Source organism: Natronolimnohabitans innermongolicus JCM 12255 (genome assembly GCF_000337215.1).
Lineage (GTDB): Archaea > Halobacteriota > Halobacteria > Halobacteriales > Natrialbaceae > Natronolimnohabitans > Natronolimnohabitans innermongolicus.
Genome location: NZ_AOHZ01000044.1, coordinates 19,439 through 34,368, shown reverse-complemented (window position 1 = coordinate 34,368; position 14,930 = coordinate 19,439). Strand labels below are relative to the sequence as shown.

The following is a 14,930-nucleotide window of genomic DNA, read 5'->3' as shown; positions in this document are numbered from 1 at the left end:
ATCCGGCGTTCGTCCCGACGAACCTAAACGTTCTCGCTGCGCAGTCGGGACCGACCATCGATGGCCGTCACGCTCACCGAGTCGTTGCTGTCGCAGTATCGGCGATTCTCCCTGTACAACTCGCCGTATCCCGCCCACGACGACGGTTGTGCGGTCGATCTGTACCCGGGGACGCTTCGCGACGGGCGAACGGCCGTCGCGCCGAGTCCCGTCTCAGGGACCGTCCTCGAGACCCGCGCCGTCAGGGCGCCGCCGAAACCCTACGCGCCCGAGCACGACCACCTGATTCTGCTCGAGTGTACCGGTCCCGCCGCACTCGAGGGGCTCGTCGCGCGCGTGCTCCACGTCGAACCCGAGGTCGAAGCGGGCCGGCGCGTCGAGCGCGGCGACTCGCTGGGGACGCTCGTCCGCGCGGGCTTTTTCGCGCCGTGGGTCGACAACCACCTCCACGTCGGGTTCCGGCGACCCGACCAGAACCTCCACCGGGCGTCGGGGTCGCTCCCGCTCGAGGTGGGGACCGAACTGCAAGCCCTCGAGTGGGACGGCACCGGCACCGTCGTCGCGACCGGCGACACCTACGCCGTCCTCGACGCGCCGACCCACCCGGACCCGGGCGAGACGTTCGTCGGCGTCCGAGCGGACGGCGGCGGCGTCCTCGACGGCGGGCTTCCACACTACGACGGCGGCGGCGTTCTCCGGCGAGCCACGCGAACGGCCACGGCCGACGAGCCTCGAGCAACCGATTCCGCGCCGACGTCGATCACCCTCAACGGCGACCGCGTCGGTACCGCGACGGGACGCAACGTCGCGTGGGACGACGTCACAGTGGCGGCAAACCGCGAGCCGATTACGGGACTCTCGCTGTTTTGCGCTCGAGACGCCGACTTCGGGGCGAAGCTGATCTGTCCGGATCGCGAGTTCGACGTCGGTCAGCGGGTTCGAGTTCGAATCGACCGGTCACCCGGCGAGTGAGCGACGAGAGTCGTTCTCGAGCGACGGCGACCCACGTTTGACGCGCAGCCTCGGTCGATCTACAGAGTTACAGCGAGAGTGCCTCGGGGCTTGTCCCCGAGGTACTTCACTTGCGCTCTCGATGTCGTTCCTTCGCCCGCTGGTAGGCCTCGTCCTCGCGGACGCGTTTCCAGTACGCCTCGAAGACGAGCGCTGCCGCTCGCTTTTCCGGATCGGCCCACCGTTCCGGCTCGCGTTCGTCGCCGTCGTCGTCGTACTTCCGCCCGCCGGGGTACTTCGCGTAGCGCATCGCCCGCGTGTAGCCCATCTGGAGGTACTTCCGGGCCATGTCCATTCCCGGAAACTCACCGTCGTCTCGATACTGCTCGTAGCGTTCGTAGATCGCGTCGGCGGACTCGTGGGCCGCATCTTCGTCGCTGTAGGACCACAGCGGGAGCAGTTCGCTCTTGTACGGTTCGATTTTAAATACGCCCTCTTCGCCGCGGCCGATTTCGTATTCGTCGGGAGCGGTGCGAAAGTCGGTCTCGTACTCGGGTCCGTCGTCGGTCATGGGTTCGGTTGGTCACCGCTGCCGAGCGCCATCGGCGCGAGGCAGCCTTTTTGGTCCAGATTTTTGCGTGAGGGGTGAGCGAAGCGAACCCGAACGGAAAAAGGTGGTTGCAAGACACCCTCTTCGCCGCGGCCGATTTCGTACTCGTCGGGAGCGGCGCGAAAGTCGGTCTCGTACTCGGGTCCGTCGTCGGTCATGGATTGGGAGCATCACCCGCTGGAAAGCGGTCTCTCTGCCTCGAGTGAAGTCGGCCAGCGGATAGCCCCTGGGCTTGCGACCGACCGTCGATGCGAAGCGAAAACAACCGTCGACAACGGGCGGGTCGAGAAACGGTGCCGTAAAGAACGTCCCTCTGCGAGGGGGTGACATGTCCGACGATATCCGAGCGAATCTCGAGGCGTTCGACGACCTCGAGGAGCTGTTACAGTACTTCATCGACAATCACCAAGAGTTTCTCTCCTGGATCGGGACGACGGTCGAAAACGTCGGCGACGGGACGATGTCGATGTCGATCCCCTACGACGAAAAGTTGAGCAACGCGCGGCCGACCGCGCCCGAGGATCACCGCAACGACCTCCACGGCGGCATCGCGGCGACGCTGATCGACACGGTCGGCGGGCTGGTGCTCCGGACCGAAATGGACGATCCGTTCGACGTGCGCATCGCGACGATCAACCTGAACGTCAACTACCTGCGACCGGCGACAGACGATCTGGTCGCGACGGCCGACGTCGTCCGCGTCGGCCGAAGCGTCGGCGTCACCGAGATCACGGTCGAGAGCACGGCGCCGAACGGCGAGACGAAGGAGGTCGCGACCGGGCAGGGTGCCTATCGGATCTTTCGCTCACAGCAGTAACGAGGACGAGGACCGGAGCTATCGAACCGTCTCATACGGTCTGCTGTAACGATTTACCGGGGCGACCACGCGCCCTCCTGCGGTCGCTCCGTCAATGACTTACAGCAGTCCGTATCAGCCGTCGGTCCGCGGACGGTCGGTACGTTCTTCGGCACTCACGTTCGCTGCGGCGGGCTGGTCTCGGTCGCGCCCTCGAGTTCGGCGGGCGGCGAGCCAGTACCGGCCGTGGAGGTAACAGCCGATCGCCGCGACGAGAACGAAGTAGCCGTAGATCGCCGTCTCGACGTATGGAGGGACTGACTCGAGCATCGATCGCTCGTTTCCGCCCACGGCCGATACGTACTCGCCTGTAATTGGTCGACCGTTAAGACGACGAGACCATCCAGAATCTGATCCCGAGATACACCATGACGAAACCGAACGTCGCCGCGAACAGCGGCGAGCCGTCCTGTAGCGCGTAGACGAGCGCGACCGCGTTCAGAACGATGCCGACGACGTACATCGACTGCAGTCGTCGCTCGTTCACGCCGTCTCACCCGCCGGTAGCGTCGCGCGCTCGAGTCGGTTCGACCGAGTGTTCAACGGAGATATCATACCGGCCCTTGGGAGCGACGCATTGAAAACGCTCGCGTTCGCGCCCGCACTCACCCGTCGAACTCGAGGTCGTCGCTGTCGACGACTTCGCCGAACAGCCAGCCGGCGTGCTCGACGGCGTACTCCTTGTGCTCGTCTTCGATCGAGCCGATGCAGTCTTCGACCATGAGCGGCCGGAAGTCACGCAGGCCGGCGCTGCCGCCGGTGTGGAGCACGCAGACGTTCGCGAGCGTGCCACAGATCGCGAGGTCGTCGATTCCGCGGGCGTTCAGCCAGCCCTCGAGTTCCGTATTGTAGAAGGCGTCGTAGGTGTGCTTTTCGACGACGTGGTCGGCGTCAGCGACGGCCAGTTCGTCGACGATCTCGGCGTCCCAGGAGTCCTCAAGGACGTGTTCGCCCCACTGCTCGAACTCGTCGTAGTAGTGGGCGTCCTCGAACTGTTCGGGCGGGTGGACGTCGCGCGTGTAGACGATCTGCGCTCCGGCTTCTCGGGCCCGTTCGACGAGTTCCGCGATCGGCTCGATGACGGTCTCGCTTCCCGGGGCGTACAGCGAGCCGTCGGGATGGCAGAAGCCGTTTTGCATGTCCACGACCACGACAGCCGTACGCGCTGGCTCGAGGTGCATATCGGCTGCTACGGCGGCGATCGCATAAACGTCTTTCAGTTGGGCCGATGATACGTCGGTCGAGTCGAACCGAACGCCGCTCGACGGCTGACCGTTCGATCAGCGGTCTTTTTACACTCGCCTCCGTATGGGGAATTATCAGACCAGATGAGGATTTCACTGACGCGAACGCAGTTAGTCGTCGTGGCCGTCGCTATCGTCGGGTTCGCACTGGTCGCGGTCACGGTCGGTGCCGGGCCGGCGCTGTTCGCCGACGGCTCCGACGACGCGACCCCGGAGTCGGGAGACGACGCCGCTGACCGACCGGACGAGCCGACGACCGAGGGCACCGTCGGTTACGTCAACGGCTACTGGTACGACGACGAACTCGCAGTCGACGACGCCGAGACCGCCGCACTCGAGGACGACGACCTCGAGTCGGTCGTCTACCGGTCGATGGCTCGCGTCGAGGAGATTCGCGATCTGACCTTCGAGGACGACGTTCCGGTCGACGTCATCTCCCGCGAGGAGTTCCAGCAGGACCACGACGACGCGTTCGTCGCGCCGACGGGCGACGAACGGCTCAAACAGGACGTGACCTACGAGGCGCTGTTTATGGTCGACAACGAGACGCCCGCCGACGACGAACTCGAGTCGATGTACGGCGGCACTGTCGAGGGCTACTACGAACCCGTCGAGGACCGCATCGTCCTCGTCTCGGAGAACCCCGACGAACCTGAGGTCGACGAGGTCGTTCTGGGCCACGAACTCGCCCACGCGCTACAGAATCAACACTTCGACCTGACGCGGTTCGACCGGGCCACGATCGACGATGAGGCCGCCGAAAACGGGCTCGTCGAGGGCGATGCAGTGTGGATCGACACCGAGTACGGAGAACGCTGTAGCGAGGAGTGGTCGTGTCTCCCCGACGCCGAGACAGGCTTCGGCGGTCAATCCGACCTCAACTGGGGGATCTACCTCGCGCTTTACCAGCCCTACAGCGACGGCCCGGCCTACGTCGACCACCTCCTCGAGGCCGAGGACGGCTGGGACGCGGTGAACGCGGCCTACGACGACCCGCCCGCGAGCGCGTCGACGATCATCCACCAGGACGACCGCGACCCGGTCGAGATCGATCTCGAGGATCGCTCGGACGACGCCTGGCGGCCCCTCGAGGTCGACGGCGAGGTGCGCACGGAGACCGCCGGCGAGACGGCGATGGTCGGCATGTTCGCCGGCGACCTCTCCGACTCGACGACGCCGGCCGTCATCGAAGACGACGCCGTCCTCGAGACCGACGACGAGACGATGTACGACTACGACCAGCCGTACACGGACGACTGGGCCGGCGACGAACTGGTCACGTACGTAAACGCCGACGCCGCGGACGGCACCGAATCGACGACCGACGATACCGGCTACGTCTGGGAGACCGAGTGGCGCTCGAGCGAGGGCGCCCAGGAGTTCGCCACCGGCTACCTCGACCTGCTCGAGATCCACGACGCCGAGGCCGTCGACGATCGACGGGATACGTACGTGATCGACGACGAGTTCCCCGGCGCCTACTTCCTCGAGCGCGACGGCGAGACGGTGACGATCGTTCGCGCCCCGTCGGTCGACGACCTCGACGCCATCGCCGACGGCGCCGCGCCCGAAGGCGACGATCGACTCGAGCGGATCGACGTCGCAGACGCGAGCGACGACGATTCGATGGCCGGCTTCGGCGTCCCTCTCGGGATCGTCGGCGTCTCCGGGAGTCTCGTTCTCGTCGTTGCTCGGCGACGCGGTCGGCGTCGTCGCCGACCGGACGTCGAGACGGTTCGACACCCAACCGCCGCGACGCGCTGGAATTCGGCCGCCGTCCGCCGCCGAAACTCCGGTTGCGAGCGCGTCGCCGCGCAGCGTGCCCGATCAGCCTGGGCTGGCGGCCGAGCGATGGGGCTTTGACCACACCGCAGCAACTCCTTCCGTATGGACCGTCGCCGGCTCGCGTTGCTCGCCCTCTTCGGGCTCGTCGTCCTCTCGGGCTGTACCCTTCCGCACTCGCCGGATCAGTTCGACACCGACCGCGAGCCGGGGTACGTCGCCGGCTACGCCCACGACGACGCGTTCGCGTTCGACGACAGCGAGACGCTCACCGAATCCCAACTCGAGGATGTCAAGTACCGCTCGATGGCCCGCATCGAGGCGATTCGCGGGCTAAAGTTCCACCACGACGTCGAACTCGAGGTGATCACGCGCGCGGAGTACCGCAGCGAGCGCGGGGAGCCGACGCCGGCGTCGCCGTTCGTCGACGAACTGTGGCGGGGGGCGTTCGTCGTCGACGGCGAGACGGACGTCAACCGCGCGATGGCGGATCTTCAGGGAGCCAACGTTCAGGGGTACTACGTCAACGATCAGATCGTCGTTATCGTCGAGGACGCGGACGAGATTCGCCTCAATCGCGAGGTGCTGGTCCACGAACTCGTCCACGCCCTCCAGGACCAGCACTTCGGCCTCGAGCGACGCGGCGAAACGATCGACGAGCGGCGGGCCGAACTCGGCCTGCTCGAGGGCGAGGCGAACTACGTTCCCCACCGCTACGACGAGCGCTGCGATCGGGAGTGGCAGTGCGTCGTCGACCACGACCCCGCCACGACCATCAGCGCGGCCGACGACCCTAACCTCGGGCTGTTGCTCTCGACCTACGCGCCCTACTCCGAGGGACCGGCGTTCGTCGCCGACCTGTACGAGCGAGCCGACGGCTGGGACGCGGTCGACGCGGCCTACGACGAGTATCCGGCGAGCACCAGCCAGCTGATCCATCCAGAGCGCTATCCGGACGACCGACCGATCGACGTCGGCGTTACGGATCGCTCGAGCGACGAGTGGGAGCCGATCACCCGCGACGGCGACGTCCGCACGGAGACCATCGGCGAGGCGACGATCTTCGCCTCGCTGTGGTCCGACGGCGTCGTCGAGCGACCGCTCACCGAGGGCGCGACCGACCTCTCGCCGTACAACTACTCCCATCCCGCGACCGAGGGGTGGGCCGGCGATACGATGGTGGTCTACGAGCGCGCCGCCGGCGACGGCGACGAGACCGAAACCGGCCACGTCTGGCGTCTCGCCTGGGAGAGCGAGGCCGACGCGGCGACGTTCGCCGACGCGTACCGCGACCTTCTCGAGAGTCACGGCGGCGAATCGGTCGTCGAGACGCAGATGCAGGCACAGCCGCAGCCGCAGAACGGGTCCGAGGGCGTCTACCGCATCCCCGACGGCGATCCCTTCGCCGGCGCCTACCGCGTCGTCGTCGACGGCGACACCGTCGAAATCGTCGGCGCACCGGCGGTCGACGACCTCGAGGAGATACGTACGCCCGAATCGGCGCCGACCGCCTCCGTCGGCCAGTCGAGTCCGGTGGCGTCGGCAGCGTCAGCGCCGGCAGACGGGTAGCTTTTGTACGCTCCCCCGGAAACCGAGGGTATGTCTAACCCGTTCGGAACCGTCCCGGCGGCGGCCGTCCTCGAGGGCCGCGCCACGGACGCCTACTTCGAGCGCACGCGCGCGACCCTCGAGCACGCAGGGAAGAATCCGCACGTCGTCGCCGAAGTAACCGCCGACCAGTTCCCGACCGGCTCCTTCGAGGTGTTCACCGGGATTGCCGACGTCGCGACGCTCTTCGAGGGTCGAGCCGTCGATATCGATGCCCTGCCCGACGGCCAGTTGTTCGACGGCGGTCCGGTGATGCGCATCGAGGGCCCCTACCTCGAGTTCGCCGAACTCGAGACGTCGCTGCTGGGCTTTCTCTCGCAGCCGAGCGGCTTCGCGACCGCCGCGCTCGAGGCGCGACTGGCGGCGCCCGACTCGCAGGTGCTTTCGTTCGGCGCTCGCCACGTCCACCCATCGATCACGGCGTCGGTCGAACGGGCCGCATTGCTGGCGGGGCTCGACGGCTTCTCACACGTCGCAGCCGGCGAGGTTCTGGGCCGCGAGGCGGGCGGGACGATGCCCCACGCGCTCATGTTCTGTTTCGGCGAGGGGAACCAGGCCGACGCCTGGACGGCGTTCGACGAGGCCGTCCCCGAATCGGTCCCCCGAATCGCGCTGACGGACACCTTCTGGGACGAGAAAAGCGAGAGCCTGCTGGCCGCCGAGACGCTCGGCGACGACTTAGACGGCGTCCGCATCGACACGACCGGCTCTCGACGCGGCGACTTCCGACACATCATCCGCGAAGTCCGCTGGGACCTCGACGCTCGCGGTCACGAGGACGTCGACATCTTCTGTAGCGGCGGCCTCGATCCCGACGAAATTCGGTCGCTTCGGGACGTCGCCGACGGTTTCGGCGTCGGCAGCCACATTACGGGCGCCGACTCCGTCGACTTCAGCCTCGACATCGTCGCCGTCGACGGCGAACCGATCTCCAAACGCGGCAAGCTCTCGGGGGTCAAAGACGTCTACCGAACGCCCGACGGCGGCCACCAGATCGCGCTGGCCGACCGCGACGGCCCCGACGAGGCCGAGTCGCTTCTCGAGCCGCTGATTCGCGACGGCGAAGTCGTCCGCGAGTTCGACCTCGAGTCGGCGAGCGAGCGGTGTCTGGCCGACGCGGAAGCCGTCGGATTCGACCAGCACGGGAATTGATACGGACCGAGTGAGACGGTCGGGTATGGTCGCCTCGACCGAGTCTCCGTCCGCCCGCGACGCCGTCACGACGATGCTGACGCTCAAACTGATCGCGATCAGCGGCTTCGCGGTCGCGCTCAACTGGCTCGCGATGGCCGCGATGGGGTCGTCCGTGCTCGTCGGCGTCGCGCTGTTCGTCCTCGGCAACGTCGCCGTGCTCTGGCTGGTCGTCGACGCTCTCGTCGGCGCGTTCGACGAACTGCTTTCGGCGCGACTCGAGGCCTGAACGGATTCCGTCTGTGTTTCAGTTCCGATCAGCGCACTCGTTCCGTCTTCGTCTCGGTCCCGTCACCCGACGAGACGGCGAACGAGCCCAGAAACACCCGGCTGAACTGTCCGACCAGTCTCGCGAAGACGTTGAGAACCCGAAGCGAGACGAGCAGGGCGAAGACTCCGACGACCGAGACGGCGACTGCTCGAGGGAGCGACGTCGCGACCGAGCCGACCGCCGCGGCGACGACCTCGACGCCGACGAGCATCGCGTGCCACGGGAGGTCGACCGCGGACGCGAGCGGGATCGACCCGTCGCCGAAGGCGTCCGCGAGGCTCTCGGCTCGAGTATAGTACAGCGGCGCCAGCACCAGCGCGACGGCGGGTGCGAGTAGTACCGCTAGCAACGCCAGCGAAACGAGTCCGACGACGAATTTCGTCGCGAGAAAGCAGATCGCCATGTACGTTCCGAGCCCGAACGCGAGCCCCCGGAGTCGCTCGAGGTGGTCGTCGGACTCGAGAAACGGGTATCTCGGCGGAGCGATCTCGACCGAGAGCAGTCGGCGGGCGAGAGTACGCTCGAACGCCGCGAAGACGTGGCTGGTCCCCAGTACGAACAGCAGGATGGGAACGCCGATCAGGAGTACCGAAAGCGTCAGCCCGAGCGAGAGCCCGCCGATGAGGAAGGCGAGGTAACCGATCCCGAGCGGCACGGAGAGGGCCAGATAACAGCAGTTCAACGCGGTCTGGCGGCGGAACGGGCGCGCCACCGTCGCGAACAGCAGTCGACTGACGCCGCCCGACGACTCCCGCGACGGCGTCGGTTCGGACTCCCGAGTCACGTTCGCACTCCCTCAGTCGGTCCGCATAAGCGTGACGAGTGAGTTTTGTATGCCCACTCGAGTCCGCCGCTACTCGAGCGACACACGCGAGTGACGTCAGTAGGAGGCGTCGCTGGCTCGAGTGGGACGGCGACCTGTAAGAAAGCGACGCAACCGCAATCGGCAAGGCGCGTTCAGAGTTCTTCGATGCTGCCGTCGGCGTCGCGCTCGCGGAACACCTGGCCTTCGAACAGCGTGACGACGACGTCGTCGTTCTGCCAGGCGTTCGGTGGGAGCCCCGCCTTCCGGCAGGTTCGGTCGAGATACTCGCGGGCGCTCCAGCCGTTCTCGACGGGCACCGTCGGGTAGAGCCAACCGCCCTCGCCGCCGCCGTCGATGGCGACGCCATGGGTGCCGAGCTCGAGGTCGGCCAGCGGGTCGTCGGTGAGGACGACGTTGTTGACCGCACAGATCGAGACCGTGAGGTTCGGTAGCTCCGAGGGCGTTACCTCCGAGCCACAGGAGTCCTCGCTTGCGGCCTCGATCGCCGCGTCGACGATGACGTGGCCCAGCTGCTCGCCGGAACGGTAGCCGCCGGCACAGCCGCGCAGGCTGCCCCGTCCGCGGGTCGACTCGAGGCGGACGAACGCACCGGTGCGCTGGTAGAAGGCCTCGCGCATGCTGCCCGGCTGTTCTCGTTGCCCGTGTTGTACGAACGACTCGACGGCTTCGCGCGCGAGTTCGACCGCACGCGCACCGTCTTCGTAGGAGAGGTCGGCGCCCTGTCCCTGAGACATACAGGAACACATGGGTATAGTTATCCTAAAACGCTTCCATTCCACTCGGCGGCTTTTTTATGCCCCTCGACCGGGGGACTTATTCGGTCGCCGCGCCTAGGACGACCGGGAGAGAGAGCCTGGCTGCCGCGATGCGTCCGCCGGCGACGGCGGACTCACCAGGGGTGTGCGTCCCTCCGGGACGCGCAACCACAACGTGATTCATCCCGTTGGGATGGATCACGCCCGCGAGGAAAGTCCCCCCACCTGTTCGGGCAGGTGACCGGACGCAAGTCCGGAGCGGGAGACCGCTGGCTCTGGAACAGAAACGACACGTCTCGGCCCGACCGATGATGCGTGCGAACCCGACCGAGAGGAAGGGGAGTTGACCCGCTGAGGGAGTGTGGTCGCTTCGTCACACGGTTCGAACCCGTGGATCGCGTTCGACGCGATCGACCGCACCCTGACGGCCGAGGATCGATGGAACGGCGAACCCTCACCGGTGCAAGTCCGCGCCGTGGTAGCCCGAACGCCCCGCGACCGCTTTGCGGTCGCGGACGGCGCGGACGCTCAGCCGAATGCCGGGACGAACAGAAGGGGGCTTACTCCTCTCACCCGTTTTACGACCTCGAGTGGCGACGCCGTCGACCGGCCGCCTCGAGTCGTCGGCTCGCGTCCGAGCCGTCACTCCGCGTTCGAATCGCTACTCCGCATCCGACTCGGACTCCGACTCGAAATCCGCGACGAGTCGCGGCACGCAGCCGACCTCGGGTTTCAGATAGTCGCAGTGGTCATCGACGTCGTCGGTCACGTCGACGTCGGTGTAGTTGTCCGGGACCGAGCCGCTGTCGTCGGTGGTCCAGCCGCCCTCGCAGTCCGATCCGGCACAGCCGAGACCGCTCGAGAGCGACTGGACATCGTAGCCGTAGCAGACGCTGTCGTCGTTCTCGGAGTGGTAGTTGTAGACTGCGTCGGCGCCGGTGGAGACGCCGTATGCGAACTCCCCGTCGGTACAGACCGAGTCGTCGTCGGCCGCGGTGCCGACGAGGGCGACGCTGTCGACGGTCGCCTCGTCCCCGAGCGACGCGAGCGCCTCGAGACAGCAGCGACCGCCGAGCGAGTGCCCGACGAGGCGGACCGTCGTCTCCTCGAGGTCGATTCGATCGGCTCGTAGCCACGAGGCGAGGCGCCGACCCGCGGTCTCCGTCTCGCTCTCGGCGCCCCAGTAGTTGAGCGTGTCCGCCGACCACGACGCCGCGACGACCGACGCGTCGTAGTCACTTTCCTCGAGTGACGTCTCGAGCGTGTACGCCTGCTCCGTGCTGGTCTCGAGGCCCAGCCAGCCGTGGACGTGAACGACGAGTTCGTCCGCGTCCTCGAGGTCGTCGAAATTCATCGCCGACGGGTTGCTGCTCGTCAGATCGATTTCGGGGAACTCAGCGGGCGCCTCGAGCCAGTCGTCACAGCCCGTGAAGCCGCTGGCGGAGGCGGTTCCGGTCGCGCCGGCCAGCCCCGCGCCGCCGACCGCCGTCGCCGCGGTCGTCTGCAGGACTCGTCGACGGCTCACGCCGGGCGATCGTTCGCCGCGTTTGGCTCCGGTTTCGGTTTCGGTTCCGCCGCCGTCCCCGCTTGTTCGTCTCTCCTCCTGTGCGCCGTCGTCGGTGGGGTGGGTTCCGGTCATCGTCCTCGACACTCCGCGGTCGGGTTCGGAACCGAGCGACGGTAACGCCCCTGTCGGCACACGACGGCCGCTCATCGGTGACGGAAGTCGGCACTCGAGGCGATGCGAGACGAGCACGGCGACTCGAGTCGCGACCGCGCGACCGCTCGCGGCCGAAACGCAGTTCGAACGATTCAGTCGGGTCAGCGATTCGTCGTCACGTCCCCGGCACGCCGATGGCATCGAACGTCGTGATATCAGCGGTCGCGAGGGCGTACAGCACGACGAGCACGGCGATCCAGGCGACCAGCGTAATCCCGGCAGCGTCGATCCAGCCGCCCGGATATCGTCGCTTGACGACGGCCAGGTACGCGAGCAGGACGATTATCGGGCCGAGGAACGGAATCCAGCCGAAGAGGAAGCCGAAGACGCTCCAGATGATCGCGCCGAACAGCGCGGTGAAGAACGCGTACGTGTAATTGCTAACGTCTACGATAACGACGGCGCCGACGTGAAGTCCCAGTCCGCCGATCAGGAGACTGACCAGAAAGACGACCAGACTGTCGAGCATATTCGAAGCGTTTCGCTTCGAGATAAAATAGGTGTCGCCCGTTCGTGCCTGTTGGCAGTGAATCGGGGACTCGAGGAGGCTTTTCGACGATCGACCAAAACCCGCCCTGCAGAGCGTCCTGGCGGGGATTTGAACGCGGGAAGACGGTCGCTCCCTTCAGTCGCGCTGCGACTTCCCTGCTCAAATCTCCGTATCGGAGTTTTGCACCGACGCAGACGCCTCGCTGCGCTCGGCGTTATTGCGTCGGTGAAAACGTCCTGACGGAGTCTCACGCGAACGAAGTGAGCGTGAGGCACGTCAGGTCGCGAACGCGAGAGCGAGTGCTGAACAACGTGAAGCACTCGCGATAAGTGAGCGTCCTGACGGAGATTTGAACTCCGGTCCCTGGCTCCGCAAGCCAAGAGGATAGTCCACTACCCTATCAGGACTCATCTCTACGTAGCCGCGTGGACATTAAAGCACTTTCGAAAGCGATCGACTCTCGCACGACAATTTCACGCACGAACGGCCTCGAGACCGCGACTCTCGAGCCACCGACCCTTTCGGACGAACGAGCGTGTAGTCGACCATCGCGCGGAACTGCCGTTTACGACAGCTGTCGGCCTGATCTCTCGTTCGGGTCGTAACTATCCATACACTATTCCAAAGAATGATACTTTCAATCAATTCTAATCCGTAGCAATATTTAATATTGTGTTGATCTAGTGATGATTCGAAATGCACACGAACGACTCGAACGGCGACGGACAATCCTGGCGCGCGATCCTCGGTGGACTCGGCGGCGTCGGGTTGGCGTCGCTGACTGGCCTACCCGTCGCGTCGGCGGACGGCGTCGACGCACACGGGTCAGGCGCTGGCGCTGCGGGCGGCCGACAGAATCGGCGAGCTGTACTTTATATACGATCCCGAAGCCAGCAGTGGGTATGTCTTCGCTCTCGAGCCCGCTCGAGTCGGCCGCGGTCGGCCCGCGAGTCGAGCGGACGGATTCGCAGCGTTCGGGCCGTTCGGGGCTCGGTACCGCCGGACGCGATGGCGACCCGGCACACCGAATGAACAACGCTTATGCGCGACCTACTCATGCACGAACATAGAATGAGCGACATCGAGGGCGTGTACGAGGACCTCGAGGCCGACGTTTCTCTCGAGGAGTTTCGCGAGGCCGTCGAGGCGAAAGTCGAGCAGATGGGGGGACTCGCGGACGAGGAGACGGCGGCGATGCTCGTCGCTCACGAGATCGGCGAGAGCGAGGTCGGCGGCGTCGCCGACATCGAACCCGGCATGGAGGAGGCGAAGTTCGTCGCCAAGGTGCTTTCGATCGGCGAGGTTCGGACCTTCGAGCGCGACGGCGAGGACGAGGACGGCCGCGTCGTCAACGTCGAGGTCGCCGACGAGACCGGCTCCGTCCGGGCGGCGTTCTGGGACGAGCACGCCGAAGCGGCGATCGAGGAGCTCGAGGAGAATCAGGTGTTGCGGATCAAGGGTCGACCCAAAGAGGGCTACTCCGGCGTCGAGGTCAGCGTCGACGAGGTCGAACCCGATCCGGATACGGAGATCGGCGACGTGCAGGCGATGGACACCCACACGGTCGACGCGCTCTCGCTCGGCCTCTCGAACGTCAATCTCGTCGGACTCGTCCTCGATACCGACAGCGTTCGCACGTTCGACCGCGACGACGGCTCGGAGGGCAAAGTTTCGAACCTCGTTCTCGGGGATTCTACCGGACGCGTGCGCGTGACTCTCTGGGACGAGCGCGCGGATCTCGCAACCGAGATCGACCCCGGCACGACCGTCGAGGTCGTCGACGGCTACGTCAAGGAACGAGACGGCACGCTCGAGCTTCACGTCGGCAACCGCGGCGCCGTCGAGGAGGTCGACGAGGACGTCGAGTACGTCCCCGAGAGCACGCCGATCGAGGACGTCGAGATCGGCCAGACAGTCGACCTCGCGGGCGTCGTTCGCTCGGCGGACCCGAAGCGGACGTTCGACCGCGACGACGGCTCGGAGGGGCAGGTTCGCAACATCCGCGTCCAGGACGCCACCGACGACATCCGCGTCGCGCTGTGGGGCGAGAAAGCCGACACCGACGTCGGCCCCGGCGACGAGGTCGCACTGGGCGACGTCGACATCAAAGACGGCTGGCAGGAGGAGCTGGAGGCTTCCGCGGGCTGGCAGTCGACGGTGACCGTCCTCGAGTCCGAGTCGGCGTCGGCCGACGCTGGCGCCGGTGCCGGCGCCGGAGGCGAGCGAAGCGGCGCCGCGAGCGACAACACCGGACTATCGGCGTTCGCCGGAGATGACGACGCCGACGAAAGCGCCGCACCGGCGGACGAGTCTGGTGGGGCGGACTCGAGTTCGACGCCCGACACCGCAGCCGGCTCCGCGTCCGAGTCCGAGTCTCAGTCGAAATCGGGCGTGACGTCGGACGAACCGGGCGACGGCGACGAACTCGAGTTCACCGGCGTCGTCGTGCAGGCCGGCAACCCCGTCGTGTTAGACGACGGCGAGACTACGATGAGCGTCGCGACCGACGCCGACGTCGGACTCGGCGAGGAGGTAACCGCCCGCGGGGTCGTCCGGGACGGCCGTCTCGAGGCCAGCGACGTCTTCTGACGCCGCGAGCAACCTCATCGGCCGCCTAGGAAAAGCG

Annotated in this window: 15 protein-coding genes, 1 tRNA gene, 1 other RNA gene and 1 pseudogene; 8 read left to right on the top strand and 10 right to left on the bottom strand. The window is 66.4% G+C overall.

The window, feature by feature from the left end; genetic code table 11:
* The first annotated feature begins 60 nt into the window (after positions 1–60).
* Complete coding sequence (locus tag C493_RS09615; RefSeq protein ID WP_007259233.1) at positions 61–972, top strand: hypothetical protein; 912 nt, start codon at positions 61–63, stop codon at positions 970–972.
* Positions 973–1,078: 106 nt separating this feature from the next.
* Here C493_RS09615 and C493_RS09610 read toward each other — a convergent pair whose 3' ends face one another.
* Positions 1,079–1,522, bottom strand: a complete 444-nt coding sequence (locus C493_RS09610) for a DUF4385 domain-containing protein (RefSeq protein WP_007259232.1) — start codon at positions 1,520–1,522, stop codon at positions 1,079–1,081.
* Positions 1,523–1,629: 107 nt separating this feature from the next.
* Positions 1,630–1,719: pseudogene (locus tag C493_RS24285) on the bottom strand (DUF4385 domain-containing protein); the annotation flags it as partial.
* A 170-nt stretch (positions 1,720–1,889) separates the two neighbouring features.
* Here C493_RS24285 and C493_RS09600 point away from each other — a divergent pair.
* Positions 1,890–2,378, top strand: coding sequence for a PaaI family thioesterase (locus C493_RS09600; protein WP_007259230.1), 489 nt, complete (start codon positions 1,890–1,892; stop codon positions 2,376–2,378).
* A 114-nt stretch (positions 2,379–2,492) separates the two neighbouring features.
* On the opposite strand, the gene C493_RS09595 is transcribed toward C493_RS09600, so the two are convergent.
* The 3 genes from C493_RS09595 to C493_RS09590 all read right to left on the bottom strand — a co-directional run bounded on the left by C493_RS09595 (position 2,493) and on the right by C493_RS09590 (position 3,598).
* Positions 2,493–2,687 (bottom strand): hypothetical protein, encoded by a 195-nt coding sequence (locus tag C493_RS09595; RefSeq protein ID WP_049889276.1) that lies wholly within the window; start codon positions 2,685–2,687, stop codon positions 2,493–2,495.
* A 55-nt stretch (positions 2,688–2,742) separates the two neighbouring features.
* Positions 2,743–2,904, bottom strand: coding sequence for a hypothetical protein (locus C493_RS23395; protein WP_007259228.1), 162 nt, complete (start codon positions 2,902–2,904; stop codon positions 2,743–2,745).
* 118 nt (positions 2,905–3,022) lie between these two features.
* Positions 3,023–3,598: a cysteine hydrolase family protein gene (locus C493_RS09590; RefSeq protein WP_007259227.1), complete on the bottom strand. Its 576-nt coding sequence runs from the start codon at positions 3,596–3,598 to the stop codon at positions 3,023–3,025.
* Between the two features lie 147 nt (positions 3,599–3,745).
* Here C493_RS09590 and C493_RS09585 point away from each other — a divergent pair, with 147 nt between their 5' ends.
* The 4 genes from C493_RS09585 to C493_RS09570 are packed head-to-tail and all read left to right on the top strand — an operon-like array spanning position 3,746 to position 8,471.
* Positions 3,746–5,524: an Hvo_1808 family surface protein gene (locus C493_RS09585; RefSeq protein ID WP_007259226.1), complete on the top strand. Its 1,779-nt coding sequence runs from the start codon at positions 3,746–3,748 to the stop codon at positions 5,522–5,524.
* A 24-nt stretch (positions 5,525–5,548) separates the two neighbouring features.
* Entirely contained in the window at positions 5,549–7,012 is a 1,464-nt protein-coding gene (locus C493_RS09580) for an Hvo_1808 family surface protein (protein WP_007259225.1), read from the top strand.
* 30 nt (positions 7,013–7,042) lie between these two features.
* Positions 7,043–8,203, top strand: a complete 1,161-nt coding sequence (locus tag C493_RS09575) for a nicotinate phosphoribosyltransferase (RefSeq protein WP_007259224.1) — start codon at positions 7,043–7,045, stop codon at positions 8,201–8,203.
* Positions 8,204–8,228: 25 nt separating this feature from the next.
* The gene (locus C493_RS09570) at positions 8,229–8,471 is read left to right on the top strand and encodes a hypothetical protein (protein ID WP_007259223.1); all 243 of its coding nucleotides are present in this window, start codon (positions 8,229–8,231) and stop codon (positions 8,469–8,471) included.
* A 28-nt stretch (positions 8,472–8,499) separates the two neighbouring features.
* Here the strand turns inward: C493_RS09570 and C493_RS09565 are convergent, their stop codons facing one another.
* Entirely contained in the window at positions 8,500–9,297 is a 798-nt protein-coding gene (locus C493_RS09565; protein ID WP_007259222.1) for a sensor domain-containing protein, read from the bottom strand.
* Between the two features lie 173 nt (positions 9,298–9,470).
* Positions 9,471–10,073 carry a TIGR00296 family protein gene (locus tag C493_RS09560; RefSeq protein ID WP_007259221.1) on the bottom strand — a complete coding sequence of 201 codons (603 nt, stop codon included), beginning with the start codon at positions 10,071–10,073 and terminating at the stop codon, positions 9,471–9,473.
* A 211-nt stretch (positions 10,074–10,284) separates the two neighbouring features.
* On the opposite strand from C493_RS09560, the gene rnpB reads away from it, so the two are divergent.
* An RNA gene (rnpB, locus tag C493_RS09925) (RNase P RNA component) lies at positions 10,285–10,669 on the top strand.
* An 86-nt stretch (positions 10,670–10,755) separates the two neighbouring features.
* Here the strand turns inward: rnpB and C493_RS09555 are convergent.
* The 3 genes from C493_RS09555 to C493_RS09545 form a co-directional block, all read right to left on the bottom strand.
* Complete coding sequence (locus C493_RS09555) at positions 10,756–11,733, bottom strand: esterase/lipase family protein (RefSeq protein WP_152421132.1); 978 nt, start codon at positions 11,731–11,733, stop codon at positions 10,756–10,758.
* Positions 11,734–11,929: 196 nt separating this feature from the next.
* On the bottom strand, positions 11,930–12,283 hold the full coding sequence (locus tag C493_RS09550) for a hypothetical protein (RefSeq protein WP_007259219.1): 354 nt from the start codon (positions 12,281–12,283) through the stop codon (positions 11,930–11,932).
* A 355-nt stretch (positions 12,284–12,638) separates the two neighbouring features.
* Positions 12,639–12,711: transfer RNA gene (locus C493_RS09545), tRNA-Arg, on the bottom strand.
* A 664-nt stretch (positions 12,712–13,375) separates the two neighbouring features.
* Between C493_RS09545 and C493_RS09540 the strand changes: the two genes are divergently transcribed.
* A complete protein-coding gene (locus C493_RS09540; protein WP_007259218.1) occupies positions 13,376–14,893 on the top strand; it encodes a single-stranded DNA binding protein in 1,518 nt (505 codons plus the stop codon).
* Positions 14,894–14,930 lie beyond the last annotated feature (37 nt).